We start from the raw sequence: 21,383 nt of genomic DNA, 5'->3' as shown, positions 1-21,383 counted from the left end.
CGTAGGTGCGGGGCCCGGCGCCGTGAAGGCGTCGGCCGAGAGGCCTGCTTACTTCTCCTGCTGCTTCCGCCAGCGGATGCCCGCCTCCAGGAAGCCGTCGATCTCGCCGTCCAGGACCGACTGGGGGTTGCCGACCTCGAAGTCCGTCCGGAGGTCCTTGACCATCTGGTACGGGTGGAGGACGTACGAGCGCATCTGGTTGCCCCAGGAGCTGCCGCCGTCGCCCTTCAGGGCGTCCATCTTGGCGCGCTCCTCCTGGCGCTGGCGCTCGAGGAGCTTGGCCTGGAGGACGTTCATGGCGCTCGCCTTGTTCTGGATCTGGGAGCGCTCGTTCTGGCAGGAGACCACGATGCCGGTCGGGAGGTGCGTGATGCGCACCGCCGAGTCGGTCGTGTTGACGCCCTGGCCGCCCGGGCCCGACGCGCGGTAGACGTCGACGCGCAGCTCGGACTCGTCGATCTCCACGTGGTCGGACGACTCCACGACCGGGAGGATCTCGACGCCCGCGAACGAGGTCTGGCGGCGGCCCTGGTTGTCGAAGGGCGAGATGCGGACCAGACGGTGCGTGCCCTGCTCGACCGAGAGCGTGCCGTAGGCGTACGGCGCCTTGACCACGAAGGTGGTCGACTTGATGCCGGCCTCTTCCGCGTACGAGGTCTCGTAGACCTCCGTGCCGTAGCCGTGGCGCTCGGCCCAGCGCAGGTACATGCGCTGGAGCTGCTCGGCGAAGTCGGCGGCGTCGACACCGCCCGCCTCGGCGCGGATGTTGACCAGCGCCTCGCGCTCGTCGTACTCGCCGGAGAGCAGGGTGCGGACTTCCATCTCGTCCAGCGCCTTGCGGACGGAGACGAGCTCCGTCTCCGCCTCGACGCGGGTGTCCGGGTCGTCCATCTCCTCGGCGAGCTCGAAGAGCACCGCCAGGTCGTCGATCCGGCCGCGCAGGGCCTCGGCCTTGCGGACCTCGGCCTGGAGGTGCGAAAGCTTGCTGGTGATCTTCTGCGCCGCCTCCGGGTCGTCCCAGAGGGACGGGGCCGCGGCCTGCTCTTCGAGCACGGCGATGTCGGCCCTCAGCTTTTCGAGGTCCAGGACGGCCTCGATCGACCCCATGGTCGAGGAGAGGGACTTCAGCTCTTCGGATACATCGACGACTGCCACGCGTCCAGCGTAACGGCTCGTGGCAAGCGACCGGACCCGCCCGCCCGCGCCCTGACGCCGCGGGGAGGTCGCCCTACGGCTGCGTGGACGTCTTGGAGTCCTGCGGCGGTACGTCGGAGTCCTCGGCGGTCGCCAGGTAGCCGCCCGCCCCCACGGCGCCCAGGAGCACGACCGCCGCGATCGAGAGGGTGATGCGGCGCTTGCGGACCGCCTCCGCCTTGTGGCGGGCCGAGCCGGGTCTCCTGGCCCCGGACGGGCGGGGGGCCCGGGCGGTGCCCAGGGGGCCGCCGGCCAGCTCGTCGGGGGCGGGGACGCGCATGGAGGTGTGGGTGTCCCGGTTGGAGTCGGGCGAGGCGCCGGGGACCAGCGGGACGGCGGCCCGGCGCGGCGCACCGTCGCCCGAAGCCGAGCCGGAGCCGTGCCCGGAGCCCGCGCCCTGGCCGGAACGGGTCGCGTAGGACTCGTCCTCGTACCCCTCCGTCGGCTGTTCGGCGTCGTCCGGCTCGTCGACGTCCAGCGGCGGCAGCCCGGCGAGGAGCGGCAGGCACTCGCGGAGCCGGCTGGCCAGCTCCGAGGCGCGCAGCCGCGAGGCCGGGGCCTTGGCCAGGCACTGGACGATCAGCTGCCACAGCTCCTCGGGGATGCCCGGCAGCGGGACGACCGTCTCCGTGACGTGGCGGCGCAGCACGGCGCCCGGGTGGCCGCCGCCGAAGGGCGTGAAGCCGGCCAGGAGCTCGTACAGGACGGTCGCGAGGGCATAGATGTCGACGGCCGCTCGCGGCGGCAGGCCCTCGACGATCTCGGGGGCCAGGTAGTCCGGAGTGCCGATGATCCGGGTCGCCTTGGTGCGGCCCGGGGTGTCGATGAGCTTGGCGACACCGAAGTCGGTGAGGAGCGCCGGGTGGGCCCCGCCGGGGCCGAGCGGGCCCTCCATGTCGAGCAGGATGTTCTCCGGCTTGACGTCGCGGTGGACGACTCCGGCGGCGTGCGCGGCGGCGAGCCCGTCCGCGACGTCGGCGATGATCGCGACGGCCGCCTCGGGGGCGAGCCTGCGCTCCCGGTCGAGTCGGGTGCGCAGGTCGGTGCCGCGGACCAGGTCCATGACGAGCGCGAGGTCGTTGCCGTCGACGACGAGGTCGCGGACGGCGACCACCCGGGGGTGGTCGAGACCGAGCAGGGCGGTGCGCTCCTGGACGAAGCGTCCGACGAGCTCCTGGTCCGAGGCCAGGTCCTCGCGCAGCAGCTTGATGGCGACGGGGCCCTCGGGGCCCTCGCCGAGCCACACCGTGCCGGCGCTGCCCCGACCGAGGATCTGGTGGGCCGTGTAGCGGCTGCCGATATTCCGTGCCAAGACTGCTCCCTCAGCGGCTGGCGGTCGCGACAAAGTTACGCGTCCACAGCCGCTGGTCGTCACTTCCGAGGGGAAATCACCCCTCGGAAGTCGATAAATCGGCAGTACTACTGCCCCGTACCGCCGGTAGTAGTACCACTCTCGGTGCCGCCGAGCTCGGAGACCCAAGTGGAGACGGACGAGATCATGTCGCCGATGGCCTCCCAGTAGCCCTTGCCCTGGGCCACCCAGTCCTGGAGCGGGGTCAGCTCCCAGATGAGCCAGCCCGCGACGACGAAGAGCACGATCGTGAAGAGGCAGCCCTTCAGACAGCCCAGGCCCGGGATCCGCATCGGGTTGGAGCTGCGCTGACGCGGCGGACGCGGCTCACGCGGGGCCGGAGGCTGGGACTGGGGCGGCGGCTGCGGTGGCGCGTACTGCTGCTGGGGCTGCGGCGCGTACTGCTGCTGCGGCTGCGGTGCGTACTGCTGGCGCTGCGGGGGCCGCGGGGGCTGCTGCTGGTACGGCTGCGGCTGCTGCCCGTAAGGCTGCTGAGGCTGCTGCCCGTACGGCCGCTGGTCCTGCGGCGGCTGCGGCTGGCGCTGCGGACGGCGGCGCAGCGGGTCCTGGCTCGGGTCCAGGTACTGCACCTGCGTCTGCTCGTTGCGGTCGCGGGCCGCGCGCAGCTGGTTCTGCCAGGGGTGCGCGTCCTCGGGGCCGCCCTGCGGAGGCTGCGACGGTACGGGAGGCATGACCGAGGTCGGGTCGGCGCCGCCGCCCGGGCCGCTGGTCGGCATGACGCTGGTCGCCGCGGCGGGGTCGAAACGGTCACCCGCTCCGCTGGGCAGCACCTGGGTCGGGTCGGCGGCCCCGGGGGTCTCCGGGACCGGCGCCGGCGCCGGGTCGGGGGCGAGCAGCGCTCCGACGCCGTCGGCCGCCTCGATCTGGGCCGGGGTGGAGTGCACGCCGATGCCCGCGGCGACCGCGCGCAGTCCGCGGGCCAGGTTCTCGGCGCTGGGCCGGAAGTCCGGGTTCTTGCTGAGGCAGCGCTCTATGACCGTCCACAGCGGGCCGGGCACGGTCGAGGGACGGCGCGGCTCCTCGCTGAGGTGCCGGTGCAGGACCTCCAGAGCCGAGCCGCCGGCGAACGGCGGCCGGCCGGTGACCAGCTCGTAGAGCAGGATGCCCGCGCCGTAGATGTCGACGGCGGAGGTCTGGGGGCGGCCTTCGGCGGACTCCGGCGCGACGTACGCGGGCGTGCCGACGAATTCGTGCGTACGGGTCAGGCCCGGGGAGTCCGCGAGGCGCGCGATGCCGAAGTCCGTGAGCATCGGGTGCATCTGGCCACCCTGCTCGGCGAGCAGGACGTTGGCGGGCTTGAGGTCCCGGTGGACGACGCCGTCGGCGTGGCTCGCGGCGAGCGCGTCGGCGATCTGCGCGGTGAGCAGAGCGGCGGCGACCGGGGTGAGCGGGCCGTTGTCCCGGATGTAGCGGTGCAGGTCCGGGCCCTCGACGAGGTCCATGACCAGGGCGAGGACATCGCCCTCGACGACCAGGTCGCGGGTGCGCACGATGTTCGGGTGGGTGAGCCGGAGGAGCACGGACCGCTCGCGCAGGAAGCGCATCACGATGTCCGCGTCGTTGGCCAGCTCCTCTTTGAGGACCTTGATCGCCACGGTCTCGCCGGGCTGGCCCTGCACGGCCGCCTCGGCGCCCGCCGCCTCACGCTGGCGGGCTCGCCAGACGGTGCCCGTGGCGCCGCGTCCGAGCGGCTCCTCGAGCAGGTACTTGCTGCCGATTGGCCGCACGTCACGCGCTCCCTGCTGATCGTGGTCCTGGGGCCCCGGGGTCCCTGTCATGTGTGGTGACATCTGTTGTGACCCGTCCGGGTGTCCGACCCACTTTAGTGCCGCCGAACGAGTCGACGGTCGAACGCGAGGCGGCTGATTCCGGGTGCCGACTTGTCCGAAAAGAAGACGCGTTTGTCGCACCGGTGGTTGCCGGGGCCGTCGTAAGGCGTACCCAACCAGGCACTTTTACGTCCACAGCCGACCATTCAAGATCACTTGGAGGCGACCCGCGGGCGGGTTGTCGGTGGCAGGTGCGAGGATGCACACAGCACGTCGCATCGAGGGGTCGGGAGCCCCCGCGCCGTGCCGACCTGTACCGGACGACGCGTCCGTGCCGGGTGGGGGGAGACACAGGGCGTTCCCCTGCCGGGCATCACGCGGAAGGGACCGCTGACGGCGATGCAGATCCGGCTGACCGTCCTCGCGCCGCACGCCGGCCACGGCACGGGGCGCGCGTGCGACGTGCTCGTCACGGCCCCGGCGGGGACGGCACTGGCCGCCGTGGCCTCCGGTCTGGCCGCGGCCGTCTCCGGCCCGGACACCTCCACCTCGGGCACGACCGTGCTCTACGCGGGCGGCGAGCGGCTCGACACGCGGCGCTGCGCGCTCGGCGAGCCCCCGCTCGTCGACGGCGCGGTCCTCACACTCCAGGTCCCCGGCGAGGACGACCGCCTCGGCGAGGGCGCCGCGGCCCGGCTCCACGTGGTCGCGGGGCCGGACGCGGGCGGGGTGCATCTGCTGCACGGCGGCCCGATCAGGATCGGCCGCTCCCTGGACGCGGACGTCCCGCTCGACGACCCGGACGTCTCCCGGGTGCACTGCACGGTGACCGTCGGGGCCGACGGCCGGGTCACGGTCGCGGACCTCGGCTCCACTAACGGCACGACGCTGGACGGCACGACGGTCGGCGACCGCCCCGTCCGCCTGCTGCCCGGGGCACTGCTGCGCCTCGGCGAGTCCGCCCTGCGACTCGCGGGACCGGGCGGCTGCGGTACGGACTCCCTGCCGACCACCCCGGACGGCGAGGGGCACCTGCGGGTGGACCCGTACAGCTCGGGACGGTACGGAACGGGTGCGGAACCGGGCACGGACGGCGATGCGGCCCTCGGCGGATCCGGGCTGCCCGGCGCGGGTCAGGGGGGCGGCGCTCAAGGGCACCCACAGGCGCGTGACGCCTGGCCGCACGCCTCCGTGTCCCAGGACGCGACCCATGCCGGTGCCCCTTCCTCCCCCACGCACGCACGCGCCGAAGAGCCCCAGGACGACGAGGGCTCGGGCGAAGGGCACAGCAGGACCCGGCAGACACCGCGCCAGGCGTCGCCGTCGCGCGGCAAGCGCGGTATCGGGGCCTGGGCCCGGCGGCTCACCGGCCCCCGCGAGGACCTGCCGGTCCCCGGGGCCGAGGCCGGCACGAAGGACGGCGCCCCGTCCGGTGCGGACCGGGCCGGGGATCACCCGCAGGCCGCCGAGACCTGGCCCGACCCGGCCGCCGTGCTGCTCACCGCGCTCGGGCCCGGGCCCCGGCTCTGGGAGCGGGGCCCGGATCATCCGGAGTCCCTCGTCGTCCGGCTCGGCACGACCGACCGGGCCGAGCTGTCCGGGGTGCCCGTCACCGTCGGGCTCCGCGAGGCCGGATCGCTCGGGCTCGCCGGTCCCGGCAAGCGGCTGGCCGGGCTCGCCCGCTCCGTGGTGGCCCAGCTGACCGCGCTGCACTCCCCCTCCGACCTGGAGATCGTGCTGATCAGCGCGGACCGGAACCGCCCCCTTGAGGAGCGGCGCCGCGCCTGGGGCTGGCTCGGCTGGCTCCCGCATCTGCGCCCGGCGCACGGCCAGGACTGCCGGCTCCTCCTCGCGTACGACCGCGATCAGGCTCACGCCCGTACCGCCGAACTCACCCGCAGGCTGGACGACGGACCCCTCGGGCCCGGCTGGCCGAGCGCCGACCGTGCGGCCGTCGCCGAGGCCGCGGCCCGTTACGAAGGTCCGGCCACGGTCGTGATCGTGGACGGCGACCCCGGTTCGGCGGCGCTGCGCGAGACCACGGCCCGGCTCGCCGGCGCGGGGGCGGCGGCAGGGATCCATCTGCTCTGCCTGGCCGAGGCACCGGCCGCCTCCCCGGTCTCCCCGGTCGCCGCGACCTACGAGACCGCCTGCGCGGCCTCGCTCGCCTTCCGCGAGTGCGGGGCCGTGGCGCTGCTGAGCGGCGATGTGGCGACGGCGCTGCGGCTGCTGCGTACGGCGGGGGGCCGGGCCGCGGGCCACGGGACCGTCGGCGTGGTGGACGCCGTCTCGGTCGCCTGGGCCGAACGCTTCGGGCGTGCGGTGGCTCCGCTGCGCACCGACGCCCCCGCCGCACTCGGGCGGACGGCGGCGGCCGCGCTGCCCCGGTCCGCCCGGCTGCTCGACGAACTCGGTCTCGCCCGGGCCACGCCCGCCTCGCTCATGGCCCGCTGGGCCGCCGCCGGGGAGGGGACTGCCGTCCTGGGCGCCGGACCGCGCGGGCCGGTGTCGGTGGACCTGACCGAGGAAGGCCCGCACCTGCTGATCGAGGGGCCCGCGGGCAGCGGACGCACGGAGCTGCTGCGCTCGATCGCCGCCTCGCTGGCGGCCGGCGGACGGCCCGACCGGCTGGGCCTGTTGCTCGTCGACGGCGCGGGAGGCGAGCGCGGCGAGGGCCTGGCGGCGTGTACGGAGCTGCCGCACGTCACCGAGCATCTGGTCGCCTCGGACCCGGTCCGGATGCGGGAGTTCGCCCAGGCGCTGGGCGCCGAGCTGAAGCGCCGCGCGGAGATCCTCGGCGACGGTCACTTCTCCGACCGCCGGGCGACGGGGCGCCTGATCGGCCAGCGCTCCCCGAGTGCGGCGGAATCGGTGTCCCCGGCCGCCCGGGCCACGGCCCGCGTGGAGGACGCACCGAGCGGCCGCACGCTCCGCACAGGAGAAGGCCCCGTAGGCGCCCGCCCCGGCCCGGGCGCGAACGACCTCACGTACCACCCGAGCGGTCGGACGGCCCGCACCGGCGACGGCACGCTCGGCGACCGGCCCAGCGGGCGGACGCCGCGCAGCGGTGACCACCCCGGCGTGCCCGAACCGCGCACCGGTGGCGACGATCTCGGTGACCGTCCGAGCGGCCGGCTGCCGCGCCGCGGCGACGGCGGCGACATCTCCGACCGCCCCGGCGGACGGGTTTCTCGGCCCGGCGCCGAGGACCTGACGTACCTGCCCAGCGGCCGAACCGCCCACCCGGGCGCGGACGACCTCCAGGCCCGCCCCAGCGGACGCACGGCCCGCTCGGGCGCCGACGACCTCACGTACCACCCGAGCGGTCGGACGGCCCGCACCGGCGACGGCACGCTCGGCGACCGGCCCAGCGGCCGGACCGGCCGCCCCGCCGACGCCGACCTCGTGGACCGGGCGTCGGCCCGCGTCCCCCGGCCCGGCGGTGAGCCGGACCCGTACGGCGGCGCGGATTCGCGCGTGCGGGCCGAAGCGGCCGGAAGCGCCGCCCACGGGCCCGAGGCCGCCGGCGCGGTCGGCCACTCTGCCGGCACCACCCCCCTCCCCCGTCTCGTCGTCCTCGTCGACGACTTCGACGCGCTCGTCGCGCCCGCGCTCGGGTCGCCCGGGCGGCCTGCCGCCGGGTCCGTCGTGCGGGCGCTCGAGGCCGTGGCGCGGTCCGGGGAGCGGCTCGGGGTGCATCTGGTCGTGACCTCGGCGCGGCCGGACCGTACGGCGGACACCGAGCTGGCCCACGGCGCCCGGCTGCGGGTCGTGCTCGACCCGGCCCCCGTCGCCGCCGGCCCCGACGAGCCCGCGCCCGGCCGGGGGCGGCTCGGGCACCCGGACGGCCGAGTGACCCCGTTCCAGTCCGGGCGGGTCACCGGCCGCATCCCCCGCACGGCGACCCTCCGGCCGACCGTCGTCCCGCTGGAGTGGGAGCGGATGGGTGACCCGCCCACCCGCCGACCGGTCCGTGAGCTGGGCAACGGCCCCACCGATCTGGCGCTTCTCGCGAGTGCGCTCGACCGCGCCGCCCGCTCGGTCGACGCCTCGCCCGTACCGCCCCTCACGCCCGCGACGCGCGCCTGACAAGACGTCACGAGCCCATCACGATCCCCCGGTTGACACGCAAGGCGGTATTGCGGGCCCCGAGCCCCCGGCGTAGACCTGAGCGCACGGGACGAGCACGCGCACAGGAGAGACGGGGCATTCATGCGCACAACTCTTCGTACACGCAGGGCCGCAAGGACCGTCGCCACGGTCACCGCACTCACCCTCGGGCTCGCCCTCGCCGGCTGCGGCGGCGACGGTGACAGCGCCGGTGGCAAGAAGGACCCCGGCCGACCGGCCCCCTCCGGCAGCTCCGTGACCCTGCCCTCCCTCAAGGGCGAGAAGATCGAGGTCGCGGCCGTCTGGACCGGCCCCGAGCAGGAGAACTTCACCAAGGTCCTGAAGGAGTTCGAGAAGCGCACCGGCGCCACCGTCACCTTCGTGCCCGCGCAGGACCCGATCGTGAACTTCCTCGGCACGAAGATCGCCGGCGGTTCCCCGCCCGACGTGGCGATGCTCCCGCAGGTCGGCGCGATCCAGCAGGCCGCCGCCCAGAAGTGGCTCAAGCCGGTCGGCCCCGAGGCCGAGGCGCAGCTCGCCAAGAACTACTCGCCGGGCTGGCGGGACCTCGGCGCCGTCGACGGCACGCAGTACGGCGTGTACTTCAAGGCCGCCAACAAGTCCCTGATCTGGTACAACAACGCCGTCTTCGAGAACGCGGGCGCCACCGAGCCCAAGACCTGGAAGGAGTTCCTGGCCACCGCCGAGACCATCTCGGCCTCCGGCGTCACCCCGGTCTCCGTCGGCGGCGCGGACGGCTGGACCCTGACCGACTGGTTCGAGAACATCTACCTCTCCCAGGCGGGCCCGACCAAGTACGACCAGCTGGCCAAGCACGAGATCAAGTGGACGGACCCGTCCGTCACGCAGGCGCTCACGACCCTCGCCGAGCTGTTCGGCAAGCCGAATCTGATCGCCGGCGGCGCGGACGGCGCGCTGCAGACGGAGTTCCCCGTCTCGGTCACCCAGACCTTCACGGGCGGCGACCAGCCCAAGGGCGCGATGGTCTTCGAGGGCGACTTCGCCGCCGTCAACATCGCGCAGACCAGCGCGAAGATCGGTACGGACGCCAAGGTCTTCCCGTTCCCCGCGGTGGGCGCGACCTCCCCGGTGGTCACCGGCGGAGACGCGGCGGTGGCCCTGAAGGACACGAAGGGCGCCCAGGCGCTGCTGACCTTCCTCGCCTCCCCGGACGCGGCCGAGATCTGGGCGGGCGCCGGCGGCTTCCTCTCCCCCAACAAGAACCTGAACCTGACGGCGTACCCGAACGACGTCCAGCGCGAGATCGCCAAGGCGATGCTGGAGGCCGGCGACGACTTCCGCTTCGACATGTCGGACCAGATGCCGCAGTCCTTCGGCGGCACGCCCGGCAAGGGCGAGTGGAAGGCGCTCCAGGACTTCCTGAAGAACCCGAAGGACATCGCGGGGACCCAGGCGAGGCTGGAGGCCGACGCGGCGAAGGCGTACAAGGGCTGACGCCATGGCGTCCGCCTCCAAGGTCACCGGCACGCGCAGGTCCGTCGCGGTGGGGTTCCTCCTCCCCGCGCTGGTCCTGCTCGGTGCGCTCGTGGTCTACCCGATCGGGTACTCCGTCTACCGCTCCTTCTTCGACTCGTCCGGGGACTCCTTCGCCGGACTCGACAACTACGTCGAGCTCTTCACCGACGACACGATCCTCACCGCCGTCAAGAACAACGCGATCTGGGTGGTCCTCGCCCCGACCGTCGCCACCGCGCTCGGCCTGATCTTCGCCGTACTGACCGAGCGGATCCGCTGGGGCACGGCGTTCAAGCTGATCGTCTTCATGCCGATGGCGATCTCGATGCTGGCCGCCGGGATCATCTTCCGGCTCGTCTACGAGCAGGATCCGGACCGCGGGGTCGCGAACGCCGTCTGGGTCGGCGTCCACGACACGTTCGCCGAGTCGTCCGTCTTCCCGCGGGCGCGCCCCTTGCCCGTCCATCCGCTCGAGGCGGCGGGTGGCGGCGCGTACATCACCAAGAGCCCGGTCCGTACGGGTGAGATCGCGCGGCTTCCGCTGATCGGCGTCGCGCCGGCCCAGATGCCGAAGGACGCCCGTCCAGCGCTCGAACCGACCCCGCGGGACGGCCGGATCACCGGCACCGCCTGGCTGGACTTCACCCGGGGCGGCGGCGGGAAGCCGAACGTCGTCGACGCGAAGGAGCTCGGTCTGAAGGGGCTGCGCGTGGAGGCGGTGAAGGACGGGAAGGTCGTCGCGTCCACGACGGTCGCCGCCGACGGCACGTTCGGCCTCCCGGCCGCCGCCGACGGATCCCTGCTGCGGCTGCCCGCGAGCAACTTCCGCGAGCAGTACAACGGGGTGGAGTGGCTGGGCCCCTCGCTCGTCACACCCGCCGTCATCGGCAGCTACGTGTGGATGTGGGCCGGGTTCGCGATGGTCCTGATCGCGGCCGGTCTGGCGAGCGTGCCCCGTGAGCTCCTGGAAGCGGCCCGGGTCGACGGTGCGAACGAATGGCAGGTGTTCCGCCGGATCACGGTCCCGCTCCTCGCTCCGGTCCTGGCCGTCGTCCTCGTCACGCTGATGATCAACGTGCTGAAGGTCTTCGACCTGGTGTTCATCATCGCGCCGGGTTCGTCCCAGGACGACGCGAACGTGCTGGCGCTCCAGCTGTACCGGTCGTCCTTCGGTACGGACGCGGATCTCGGGGTCGGCTCGGCCATCGCCGTCCTGCTGCTGCTTCTGGTGATCCCGGTGATGGCGTTCAACATCCGCCGGATGCGAAGGGAGGCCCGCCGATGAGCAGTCCCGCCGCACGGAAGAGTCCGGCCGCAGAGAAGGTTCCGGCTGCGCGGAAGGGGTCGGCCGCGGGGAAGGGTACGGCCGCGGGGGGAGGTCCCGCTGCCCGGAGGAGTCCGGCCGCGCGGCTCGCCGCGCGTGCCGCCGGCGGGGGAATGCGGATCTTCCTCGTCCTCGTCGGCCTGTTCTGGCTGATGCCGGCGGTCGGGCTGCTGCTGTCCTCGCTCCGCTCGCCCTCCGACATCTCCGAGAGCGGCTGGTGGCAGGTCTTCGCCTCCCCCGCCCAGCTGACGGTGGAGAACTACTCCGCGCTCCTGGCCAACGACACGATCACGGGTTCGCTCGTGTCCACGGTCCTGATCACCGTCCCGGCGACCGTCCTGGTCGTCGTCATCGGTTCGCTCGCCGGGTACGCCTTCGCCTGGCTGGACTTCCCCGGCCGCGACTGGTGGTTCCTGGTGGTCGTGGGGCTTCTGGTGGTCCCGGTTCAGGTGGCGCTCGTCCCCGTGTCGAAGCTCTTCGGCACGATCGGCATCTTCGAGACGACGCTCGGGGTCGTCCTCTTCCACACGGCCTTCGGACTGCCCTTCGCGATCTTCCTGCTGCGGAACTTCTTCGCCGAGATCCCCAGGGAGTTGCTGGAGGCGGCGCGCCTCGACGGGGCCGGCGAGATCCGGCTCTTCACCCGGGTCGTCCTGCCGCTGGGCGGCCCGGCGATCGCCTCGCTCGGCATCTTCCAGTTCCTGTGGGTCTGGAACGACATGCTGGTCGCGCTGATCTTCGCGGACTCCGAGTCCCCGCCGATCACGGTGGCGCTGCAGCAGCAGGTCCGGCAGTTCGGGAACAACATCGACGTGCTGGCGCCGGGCGCGTTCGTGTCGATGGTGATTCCGCTGGCGGTGTTCTTCGCGTTCCAGCGGCAGTTCGTCTCGGGCGTGATGGCGGGCGCGGTGAAGTAGTCCCGGACCGGGCGTTACGGGTACGGGTACGAGGGCCTGCCCCCGCCCTCGTACCCGTACCCCCCTGCACCCTCCGCCTTCACGTCGGGCGCGCACCGTCCGTGCTCATGCCTTGAGCGCCGCCACCGCCGAGCGGGCGAGGTCGTCCAGGTACCCCTTCGGCAGTTCGCCGCGGACCACCACGAGCCGCCAGTAGAGCGGCCCCACGACCACGTCGAGGGCGCGGTCCGGGTCCGCCCCCTCGGGCAGTTCGCCGCGCCCCACCGCCTCGCGCACGATCTGCGCGACGACCCCCTGCTGGCTGTCGAGCAGGGCCGCCTTGATCGCCTGGGCGATCTCCGGCTGCCGGGCGGCCTCCACCAGCAGGTCCGGGATGACCTGCGAGGCCACGGGGTGGCGCAGGGCGTGCGAGGCGACTTCGAGGAGCGCGCGCACGTCGCCGATGAGCGAGCCGGTCGACGGCGCCGGAAGCCCCTGCGTGGCGAAGGCGCCGACGAGGTCCAGGACGAGGGAGAGCTTCGACTTCCAGCGGCGGTAGACGGCGGTCTTGCCGACGCCCGCGCGACGCGCGATGCCCTCGATGGACATGCGGGCGAATCCGACGGCGGCCAGCTCCTCGAAGACGGCCATGCGAATGGCCTCCGTGACGTCCTCACGGAGCACGGCGGCTCCCGCGGGGGCGCGGCGAGGGGTTCCGGAGGGTGTCGTCATGAACGGGATCCTAACCAACGGCGAACGACCACGTCACGACGATACGGTTGCGTTGCGACGCCATGGCGTCCTACTCTCCCCGTAGCGACGATACGGACCCGTTCCATCGCCAGCGATGCCCTGCACCCGCGTCGAAAGCGAGCTCGTGACCACCGGGACGCTCACGAAACCCAGCCCCCACGCCCCACAGGACCTGCGCGCGCTGGCCCTGCGCCACGGCCTGTCCGTCAGCGGAGCCCGCCCCACCCTTCCTGCGTACGTCCGGCAGCTCTGGTCGCGGCGCGACTTCATCGGCGCGTTCGCGACCGCCCGGCTCACCGCGCAGTACAGCCAGGCGAAGCTCGGCCAGGTCTGGCAGGTGGTGACCCCGCTGCTCAACGCGGCGGTCTACTACCTGATCTTCGGCGTCCTGATGAACGTCCAGCAGGGCATCCCGGACTACGTCCCGTTCCTGATCACGGGCATCTTCGTCTGGACCTTCACCTCCCAGTCGATCATGACCGGCACCCGGGCGATCAGCGGGAACCTCGGCCTCGTCCGCGCCCTGCACTTCCCCCGCGCGAGCCTCCCGCTCGCCCTCGCGCTCCAGCAGCTCCAGCAGCTGCTCCTCTCGCTCGGTGTGCTGGTCGCGATCCTGTTCTGCTTCGGCGAGTTCCCCCGCTGGAGCTGGCTCCTGGCCGTCCCCGCGCTGCTCCTCCAGGCGCTCTTCAACTCCGGGGTCGCGCTCGTCATGGCCCGACTGGCCGCCCGTACCCCTGACATCGCCCAGCTGATGCCGTTCCTGCTGCGGACATGGATGTACGTCTCCGGCGCCATGTGGTCCATCCAGCACCTGGCGGCGAGCGGCCGGCTCCCGGACGCGGCGATCGCGGTCCTCCAGGGCAATCCGGCGGCGGTCTACATCGACCTGATGCGCTTCGCGCTCATCGAGAGCTTCACCGCCGACCAGCTGCCACCGCACGTCTGGGCGCTCGCCGCCGGCTGGGCGCTGGTCGCCTTCGCCGGCGGATTCATCTACTTCTGGAAGGCAGAGGAGACCTACGGCCGTGGCTGAACAGACCCTGACGCAGACCTCGACACCAACCCCCGTCCCGGCCCCGAGTCCGGAAGGAGCCCCCACCCCGGCCCCGGAGCGCACCCCCACCGTCGTCGCCGACGGCGTCCACATCACCTACACCGTCAACGGCGCCCGCACCGGCAAGGGAAGCGCGACCGCCGCCCTCAGCCGGATCTTCTCCAGGCGCGCCACCCCCGGCGCCCGCAAGGTGCACGCGGTCAAGGGCGTCAGCTTCGTCGCGTACCGGGGCGAGGCAATTGGCCTGATCGGTTCGAACGGATCGGGCAAATCCACCCTCCTCAAGGCCGTGGCCGGTCTGCTGCCCGTCAACGAGGGCAGGATCTACACCCGCGGCCAGCCCTCCCTCCTCGGCGTCAACGCGGCCCTCATGAACGATCTGACCGGCGAGCGCAACGTGATCCTCGGCGGACTCGCGATGGGCATGACCCGCACGGAGGTCGACGCCCGCTACGACGACATCGTGGACTTCTCCGGGATCAACGAGAAGGGCGACTTCATCTCGCTGCCCATGCGGACGTACTCCTCCGGCATGGGCGCCCGCCTCCGCTTCTCCATCGCGGCGGCGAAGAGCCACGACGTGCTGCTCATCGACGAGGCTCTCTCCACCGGCGACGCGAGGTTCCGCCGCCGCAGCCAGCAGCGCATCGACGAGCTGCGCGCAGAGGCGGGCACCGTCTTCCTCGTCTCCCACTCCAACTCCACGATCACCGAGACCTGCGACCGCGCGCTGTGGCTGGAGGCGGGCACCCTGCGGATGGACGGACCGGCCGAGGAGGTCGTGGCGGCGTACGAGGCGTTCACCAAGAAGGGCTGATAAAAAGCGGGCAAACCACCCAAACCCCAATAGAGTGCGGTTCGATGACGACGGACCGCAAGCAGACTCCCGAGCCGGAGCCCGAACCGGGCGACACACACACCTGTGCCGCCGCAGCGCCCGGCCTCACCGGCTCGCCCTTCGACTCGGACACCTTCACCTCGGCCACGTTCGTCAACGTCGGCCGGGGCTCCGCCCTCGCCCTCGCCGTCGTCTGGGTCGTCACCCGCGCAGGCATGGCGCTGCTCCTGCTGCGCGACACCCTGGGCGTGGGCGGTGTCGGCCGCGAGGTGCACGTCCTCTACCAGCACTGGTACCGGGAGTTCGCCCACGGCACGTTCCCGGTGAACGACATCACCTGGCAGTACCCGCCCGGCGCAGGCCTGGTGATCATGTCCCCCGGGGTGCTGCCCTGGCTCACGTACTTCCAGGCCTTCGTCGCCCTCACCCTCCTCGCAGACGCCGCGATCACCCTGGCCCTCGCCCGGGCCGACAGCGCCCGGGTCACGCACGGTGCCTGGATCTGGGTCGGCGGCCTCCCGCTGCTCCTGCACATCCCGCTGGCCCGGTACGACGTCCAGGTCACCGCCCTCGCCGTCCTCGCCCTGCTCGCGCTCAAGTCCCGGCCCACCGTGGCGCACCGCCTCGGCGGAGCGCTCGCCGCGCTCGGCACACTGGTGAAGGTGTGGCCGGTGCTCACCCTGATCGGAACGCCCAGGGGCCGTACCACCCGCGACGCCTGGACCGCCGCCGCCACCACCGCCGTCGCCCTCCTCGCCACCCTGGCCCTCCTCTTCTCGAACTCGCTCGGCTTCCTGCGCCCGCAGGGCAGCCGTGGCGTCCAGATCGAGTCGATGGGCGGCAGCGCGCTCGCGCTGGCCAGGGTGACGGGCGTGTGGCCGGGCACCGTCCAGTACCGCTACGGCGCCTTCGAGTACGTCGGCCCGTACGTCTCCAGCGTGGGCCGGCTCGCGCTGCTGCTGACGGTCCTCGCCTTCGTCTGGCTGGTGCTGTGGCGGCTCTGCGCCCGCGGCTGGACCGAGGCGACCCCGCTCGACGCGGCGCTCGCCGCCGTACTGCTCTTCACCGTCACCAGCCGGGTGATCAGCCCGCAGTACATGATCTGGCTGCTCGGTCTGAGCGCCGTCTGTCTGACCTCGCGGCGGACCGTGATGCGACCGGTGGCTCTGCTGCTCCTGCCGGCGGCCGCGCTGAGCTCCCTCGCGTACCCGGTGCTGTACGAGGACGTGCTGGCCGGCTCCTGGCCGGGCGTGGCCGTCCTGGTGGTCCGCAACGGACTGCTGCTCGCGGCGGCCCTGCTCGCCGCGCGGCGCCTGTGGACCTCGACCGTCGACGTCCCCGTATGACGGGGGCCCCGCCGGTACGGATACCGGCGGGGCCCCTTTCGCACGTACCGACTAGCTGTGCGCGCGCAGCAGCTGGCGCATGGTCCGCATCGCCACCGACAGGTTCGCCAGGTCGAAGGTCTCCGAGCCCTGGATCTCCTCCAGCGTCGTGCGCGCCCGGCCGAGGATCGCCGCGTTCTTCTGCTCCCAGGCCTTGAACCGCTCCTCCGGCGTCGAGGTGCCGTTGCCCGCCGAGAGCACGTCCGCGGTGAGGGCGGCGTGCGCGGCGAACAGGTCCTCGCGGATGGAGGCGCGGGCCATCGACTGCCACCGGTCGGCGCGCGGCAGTTCGATGATCCGGTCCATGAGCTGGGTGATCCGCAGCCGGTCGGCCAGGTCGTAGTAGACCTCGGCGACCGCCATCGGGTCCTTGGCGGTGCGGTCCGCGATCGCGACGATGTCGAGCGTCGGGAAGGCGGAGGAGAAGCCGGCGACCCGCAGGGCGAGCTCCTCCGGCACGCCGACCTCGGTCAGCTCCTCCAGGATCGACTGGTACCACTCCAGGTCCGCACCGCGCAGCAGCTGCGGCAGCTCGGCCCAGACCTGCTCCACGCGCTCACCGAAGAAGTCGATCGTCTCGACGAGCTGGAGCGGCTGCGGCCGGTTGCCGAGCAGCCAGCGCGTACCGCGCTCGACCAGACGGCGGGAGTGCAGCCGCATCCGGGTCTGGACATCGGCCGGGACCCGGTTGTCGAGCGCCTCGACGGCGTCCCAGACCTCGCCGAGCCGGAAGATGGCGCGGGCGGCGGTCTGCGCGCGGACGATCTCCTCGATCGACGCGCCGGTCTCCTCGCGGAGGCGGTGCAGGAAGGTCGAGCCACCGGTGTTGACGGTGTCGTTGACCAGGACCGTGGTGACGATCTCCCGGCGCAGCGGGTGGGTGTCGACCGCGTCGGCGAACTTCTCGCGCAGCTGCGTCGGGAAGTACGCGTGGAGCAGACCACGCAGGTACGGGTCGTCCGGCAGCTCGGTGCCGATCAGCTCGTCGGCCACCGTGATCTTGGTGTACGCGAGGAGGACGGCGAGCTCCGGCTGGCTCAGACCCTTGGCGTTGTTGAGCAGCTCGCGGACCTGCCGGTCCTGCGGCAGGAACTCCAGCGAGCGGTCGAGCGCTCCGTCCCGGCCCAGGCGGCGCATGAACCGCTGGTGGGCGTGGAGGAGGGACGGCGACTGCGCCACCGCGTTGGCCAGGGCGACGTTCTGCGCGTAGTTGTTGCGCAGGACGAGCGAGCCGACCTCGTCGGTCATCTCGGCGAGGATCTTGTTGCGCTGCTTCACGGTCATGTCGCCTTCGGTGACGAGCCCGTTGAGCAGGATCTTGATGTTGACCTCGTGGTCGGAGGTGTCCACGCCGGCGCTGTTGTCGATGGCGTCGGTGTTGACCTTGCCGCCCTCGCCGTCGGGGCCGCCCTTGCGGGCGAACTCGATACGGCCGAGCTGGGTCAGACCGAGGTTGCCGCCCTCGCCGACGACCTTGACCCGCAGGGCCTCGCCGTTGACGCGGATGGCGTCGTTCGCCTTGTCGCCGACGTCCGCGTTCGACTCGGCGGACGACTTGACGTACGTACCGATGCCGCCGTTCCACAGCAGGTCGACGGGCGAGTGGAGGATCGTCTGCATCAGCTCGGCCGGGGTCATCTTGGTGACACCGGCCTCGATGCCGAGGGCCGCCCGCATCTGCGCGTTGACCGGGATCGACTTCGCGGTACGGGGGTGGATGCCACCGCCCGCGGAGAGGAGCTCGGTGTTGTAGTCGGCCCAGGAGCTGCGGGGCAGCTCGAAGAGACGGCGCCGCTCGGCGTACGAGACGGCCGCGTCCGGGGTCGGGTCGATGAAGATGTGGCGGTGGTCGAAGGCCGCGACCAGGCGGATGTGCTCGGAGAGCAGCATTCCGTTGCCGAAGACGTCGCCGGACATGTCGCCGACGCCGACGACGGTGAAGTCCTCGGTCTGGGTGTCGTGGCCGAGCTCCCGGAAGTGCCGCTTCACGGACTCCCAGGCGCCGCGGGCGGTGATGCCCATGCCCTTGTGGTCGTAGCCGGCCGAACCGCCCGAGGCGAAGGCGTCGCCGAGCCAGAAGCCGTAGGAGACGGCGACCTCGTTGGCGATGTCGGAGAAGGTCGCGGTGCCCTTGTCGGCGGCGACGACGAGGTACGTGTCGTCCTCGTCGTGGCGGACCACGTCGACCGGGGGCACGACCTCGCCGGCGACCAGGTTGTCGGTGATGTCGAGGAGCGCCGAGATGAAGGTCTTGTAGCTCGCGACGCCCTCGGCCAGCCACGCGTCGCGGTCCACGGACGGGTCCGGGAGCTGCTTGGCGACGAAGCCGCCCTTGGCGCCGACGGGCACGATGACGGTGTTCTTCACCATCTGCGCCTTGACCAGGCCGAGGATCTCGGTGCGGAAGTCCTCACGCCGGTCGGACCAGCGCAGACCGCCTCGGGCGACCTTGCCGAAGCGCAGGTGGACGCCCTCGACGCGCGGCGAGTACACCCAGATCTCGAACGCCGGGCGGGGCGCGGGGAGGTCGGGGATGGCCTGCGGGTCGAACTTCATCGACACGTAGGAGTGCGGGACGCCGTCCGTCGAGTTCTGGAAGAAGTTCGTCCGCAGGGTCGCCTTGATGACGGTGAGGAAGGAGCGCAGGATGCGGTCCTCGTCCAGGCTCGCGACCTGGTCGAGGGCGGCGTCCAGCTCCTCGAGCAGCGCGTCGATCAGCTCGATGCCGGCACGCTGGCGCTCCGGGGACATCCGGGCCTCGAAGAGCGAGACGAGCAGCCTGGTGGTGTGGACGTTGTTGCGGAGGGTGTCCTCCATGTAGTCCTGGCTGAACGTCGAACCGGCCTGGCGCAGGTACTTCGCGTAGGCGCGCAGCACCATCGCCTGGCGCCAGTTCAGCCCGGCGCTCAGGACCAGCGAGTTGAAGCCGTCGTTCTCGGCCTGGCCGGTCCAGGTGGCGGCGAACGCCTCCTGGAACCGCTCACGGGCGTCGTCGCTGAAGGAGGCGCCGTTGGCGGTCGGGGTGGGCATCCGCAGACCGAAGTCGTAGACCCAGGCGTGCGTACGGTCGGCGCAGCGCAGCTCGTACGGACGCTCGTCGATGACCTCGACACCGAGCCGGTTGAGCACCGGGAGCACGGCGGAGAGGGAGATCTGGTCGCCGGCCTTGTAGATCTTGAAGCGGCGCTCGCCGGGTCGGGCACCGACCGGCTCGTACAGCGAGAGCGCGAACTCCTTGCCGGTGAGGGTCAGCTGCTCCAGGTGGACCAGGTCGGCCACGGCGGAGCGCGGCGAGTGGTCGGCCTTGTAGCCCTCGGGGAAGGCGTTGCCGTAACGGCGCAGCAGCTCGGCGGCGCGCTCCTCGCCGCACTCGGCGTTGAGGGCCTCGGCGAAGCCGTCGGCCCAGGAACGGGCGGCCTCGACGAGCCGCGCCTCGATGCGGTCCTTGTCGGCGTCGGAGAGCTGGGGCAGCTCGGTGCCGGGCTCCACACGGACGACGAAGTGGAGCCGGGAGAGGATCGACTCGGTGTTCCACGCGGTGAAGTCGACGTTGGTGCCGTCGAGCTCCTCCATGAGGATGCCGGTCAGGCGCTCACGGACCGTGGTGTTGAAGCGGTCGCGCGGCAGGTAGACGAGGGCGGAGTAGTAGCGCCCGTACTCGTCCTGGCGCAGGTACAGCCGCAGCCGGCGGCGTTCCTGCAGGTAGAGGACGGAGGTGACGATGGAGCGCAGCTCGTCGACCGGGGTCTGGAAGAGCTCGTCGCGCGGGTACGTCTCCAGGATCTGGAGCAGGTCGCGGCCGTCGTGGCTGTTGGGCGAGAAGCCCGCGCCCTCCAGGACCTCCTGGACCTTGCGCTTGATGACCGGGACGCGCCGGACGGACTCGGTGTACGCGGCGGAGGAGAACAGGCCCAGGAAGCGACGCTCCCCGATGACGTTGCCCTCGGCGTCGAACTTCTTGACGCCCACGTAGTCGAGGTACGAGGGCCGGTGCACGGTGGAGCGGCTGTTGGCCTTGGTCAGGATCAGCAGCTTGTGCTCGCGCGCCTTTGCGCGGGCGTCGGCCGGCAGCCGGCTGAAGGACGGCGAGACGGGGTGGGAGTGGTGGTCGTCCTCGCCCGTGTGGTGCGGGTCGGAGCGCAGGATGCCGAGGCCGGTGCCGGGGACGGCGGCCAGCGCGTCTCCGTTGACCAGCTCGTACTCGCGGTAGCCGAGGAAGGTGAAGTGGTCGTCCGAGAGCCAGCGCAGCAGCTCGCGGGCCTCTTCGACCTCGGTGGGGCGCAGATCGTCGGCGGTGGGCTCGTCGGGCAGGTTCTCGGCGATGCGCAGCGCGGTGTCGCGCATCTTCTCCCAGTCCTCGACGGTCTCGCGGACGTCGGACAGGACACGCAGCAGGTCGGTGGTGATCTGCTTGAGGTCGGCGCGGTCGGTCTCGCGGTCGATCTCGACGTGGATCCAGGACTCGGTGAGCACGTCGTGGGTCTGCTCGCCGTCGGGCCCGGCGGCGAGGACCTCGATGAGCTTGCCGGTCAGGTCGCGGCGGACGCGGACCTGCGGGTGGATCACGACGTGGATGCCGCGGCCCTGGCGGGAGAGCTCGTTGGTGACCGAGTCGACGAGGAAGGGCATGTCGTCGGTGACGACCTCGACGACGGAGTGGCTGCAGGTCCAGCCGTTCTCCTCGACCGTCGGGGTGTGGACGCGGACGTTCGCGGTGCCCTGGGGGCGGTTCTCCGCGAGCCGGTAGTGCGAGAGAGCGGCGCCGAAGACGTCCACCGGGTCTCGGTCGGCGAGGTCCTCGGGCGCGGTGTGCAGGTAGTAGCGCTGGAGGTAGTCGAGCAGGGTGTCCCTGTCCGGGCGCTTCCCCTTCTCGGGCCCCGTCGGAAGTTGCCCCCCGACCGGACCGGTCTCAGCTACCCGTGCAGCCCGTGCGAGCAGCTCGGCCTTGGCTTCGTCCAGCTTGGTCTGCATGTCCTCTGGCTCCTGTCGCGCGCCGTTGCGTGACGTAGGTGGAAGAAATGACACAACGCCACGGCGCGGGGTTACCGGTCGAGGTCGACGTTATGTCGTGATGAGAGATGTCCGAGCGGATATCGGCCAATGTCGGCGGGAGGCCCGGACGGAAGGGATCAGCGAACGCCATGTCGGCCCGGCCGCGGTAGCGGACCGGGCGAGAGCCGGGGGCTTCGCT

General features: G+C 72.2%; 12 protein-coding genes. 7 read left to right on the top strand and 5 right to left on the bottom strand.

Features of this window, described 5'->3' with window-relative positions:
• Nucleotides 1-48 precede the first annotated feature (48 nt).
• The 3 genes from prfB to ACFC0D_RS25995 form a co-directional block, all read right to left on the bottom strand.
• The gene (gene prfB / locus ACFC0D_RS26005) at nucleotides 49-1,155 is read right to left on the bottom strand and encodes a peptide chain release factor 2 (RefSeq protein WP_376440464.1); all 1,107 of its coding nucleotides are present in this window, start codon (nucleotides 1,153-1,155) and stop codon (nucleotides 49-51) included.
• Nucleotides 1,156-1,228: 73 nt separating this feature from the next.
• On the bottom strand, nucleotides 1,229-2,506 hold the full coding sequence (locus ACFC0D_RS26000; protein WP_376440462.1) for a serine/threonine-protein kinase: 1,278 nt from the start codon (nucleotides 2,504-2,506) through the stop codon (nucleotides 1,229-1,231).
• Between the two features lie 107 nt (nucleotides 2,507-2,613).
• Nucleotides 2,614-4,293 carry a serine/threonine-protein kinase gene (locus ACFC0D_RS25995; RefSeq protein WP_376440459.1) on the bottom strand — a complete coding sequence of 560 codons (1,680 nt, stop codon included), beginning with the start codon at nucleotides 4,291-4,293 and terminating at the stop codon, nucleotides 2,614-2,616.
• A gap of 441 nt (nucleotides 4,294-4,734) precedes the next feature.
• Between ACFC0D_RS25995 and ACFC0D_RS25990 the strand changes: the two genes are divergently transcribed.
• The 4 genes from ACFC0D_RS25990 to ACFC0D_RS25975 all read left to right on the top strand — a co-directional run bounded on the left by ACFC0D_RS25990 (nucleotide 4,735) and on the right by ACFC0D_RS25975 (nucleotide 12,183).
• Nucleotides 4,735-8,424 (top strand): FHA domain-containing protein, encoded by a 3,690-nt coding sequence (locus tag ACFC0D_RS25990; protein WP_376440456.1) that lies wholly within the window; start codon nucleotides 4,735-4,737, stop codon nucleotides 8,422-8,424.
• Nucleotides 8,425-8,547: 123 nt separating this feature from the next.
• Entirely contained in the window at nucleotides 8,548-9,921 is a 1,374-nt protein-coding gene (locus ACFC0D_RS25985) for an ABC transporter substrate-binding protein (protein WP_376440452.1), read from the top strand.
• Between the two features lie 4 nt (nucleotides 9,922-9,925).
• Nucleotides 9,926-11,227 (top strand): carbohydrate ABC transporter permease, encoded by a 1,302-nt coding sequence (locus tag ACFC0D_RS25980; protein ID WP_376440450.1) that lies wholly within the window; start codon nucleotides 9,926-9,928, stop codon nucleotides 11,225-11,227.
• Nucleotides 11,224-12,183 (top strand): carbohydrate ABC transporter permease, encoded by a 960-nt coding sequence (locus ACFC0D_RS25975; RefSeq protein WP_376440447.1) that lies wholly within the window; start codon nucleotides 11,224-11,226, stop codon nucleotides 12,181-12,183. The genes ACFC0D_RS25980 and ACFC0D_RS25975 overlap by 4 nt, the downstream gene beginning before the upstream one ends.
• A 105-nt stretch (nucleotides 12,184-12,288) precedes the next feature.
• Here the strand turns inward: ACFC0D_RS25975 and ACFC0D_RS25970 are convergent, their stop codons facing one another.
• Nucleotides 12,289-12,894: a TetR/AcrR family transcriptional regulator gene (locus ACFC0D_RS25970; protein ID WP_376440445.1), complete on the bottom strand. Its 606-nt coding sequence runs from the start codon at nucleotides 12,892-12,894 to the stop codon at nucleotides 12,289-12,291.
• A gap of 115 nt (nucleotides 12,895-13,009) precedes the next feature.
• Between ACFC0D_RS25970 and ACFC0D_RS25965 the strand changes: the two genes are divergently transcribed.
• From ACFC0D_RS25965 to ACFC0D_RS25955, 3 genes are all read left to right on the top strand, one after another.
• Entirely contained in the window at nucleotides 13,010-13,948 is a 939-nt protein-coding gene (locus tag ACFC0D_RS25965) for an ABC transporter permease (RefSeq protein WP_376440442.1), read from the top strand.
• A 112-nt stretch (nucleotides 13,949-14,060) separates the two neighbouring features.
• A complete protein-coding gene (locus ACFC0D_RS25960; RefSeq protein ID WP_376440472.1) occupies nucleotides 14,061-14,786 on the top strand; it encodes an ABC transporter ATP-binding protein in 726 nt (241 codons plus the stop codon).
• A gap of 44 nt (nucleotides 14,787-14,830) precedes the next feature.
• Complete coding sequence (locus ACFC0D_RS25955) at nucleotides 14,831-16,153, top strand: glycosyltransferase family 87 protein (protein ID WP_376440439.1); 1,323 nt, start codon at nucleotides 14,831-14,833, stop codon at nucleotides 16,151-16,153.
• A 51-nt stretch (nucleotides 16,154-16,204) separates the two neighbouring features.
• Here ACFC0D_RS25955 and ACFC0D_RS25950 read toward each other — a convergent pair whose 3' ends face one another.
• On the bottom strand, nucleotides 16,205-21,163 hold the full coding sequence (locus ACFC0D_RS25950; protein ID WP_376440436.1) for an NAD-glutamate dehydrogenase: 4,959 nt from the start codon (nucleotides 21,161-21,163) through the stop codon (nucleotides 16,205-16,207).
• Nucleotides 21,164-21,383: the final 220 nt, after the last annotated feature.

The sequence above is a fragment of the Streptomyces sp. NPDC056222 genome, assembly GCF_042264065.1.
Classification (GTDB): domain Bacteria; phylum Actinomycetota; class Actinomycetes; order Streptomycetales; family Streptomycetaceae; genus Streptomyces.
This window is presented reverse-complemented; position numbering and strand designations above follow the sequence as displayed.

Bases quoted from the DNA above. Each gene is read 5' to 3' on its own strand.
- ACFC0D_RS25980 (WP_376440450.1), top strand. From the start codon at position 9,926: ATGGCGTCCGCCTCCAAGGTCACCGGCACGCGCAGGTCCGTCGCGGTG.
- ACFC0D_RS25950 (WP_376440436.1), bottom strand. From the start codon at position 21,163: ATGCAGACCAAGCTGGACGAAGCCAAGGCCGAGCTGCTCGCACGGGCT.
- ACFC0D_RS25975 (WP_376440447.1), top strand. From the start codon at position 11,224: ATGAGCAGTCCCGCCGCACGGAAGAGTCCGGCCGCAGAGAAGGTTCCG.
- ACFC0D_RS25965 (WP_376440442.1), top strand. From the start codon at position 13,010: ATGCCCTGCACCCGCGTCGAAAGCGAGCTCGTGACCACCGGGACGCTC.
- ACFC0D_RS25955 (WP_376440439.1), top strand. From the start codon at position 14,831: ATGACGACGGACCGCAAGCAGACTCCCGAGCCGGAGCCCGAACCGGGC.
- ACFC0D_RS25970 (WP_376440445.1), bottom strand. From the start codon at position 12,894: ATGACGACACCCTCCGGAACCCCTCGCCGCGCCCCCGCGGGAGCCGCC.
- ACFC0D_RS25990 (WP_376440456.1), top strand. From the start codon at position 4,735: ATGCAGATCCGGCTGACCGTCCTCGCGCCGCACGCCGGCCACGGCACG.
- ACFC0D_RS25985 (WP_376440452.1), top strand. From the start codon at position 8,548: ATGCGCACAACTCTTCGTACACGCAGGGCCGCAAGGACCGTCGCCACG.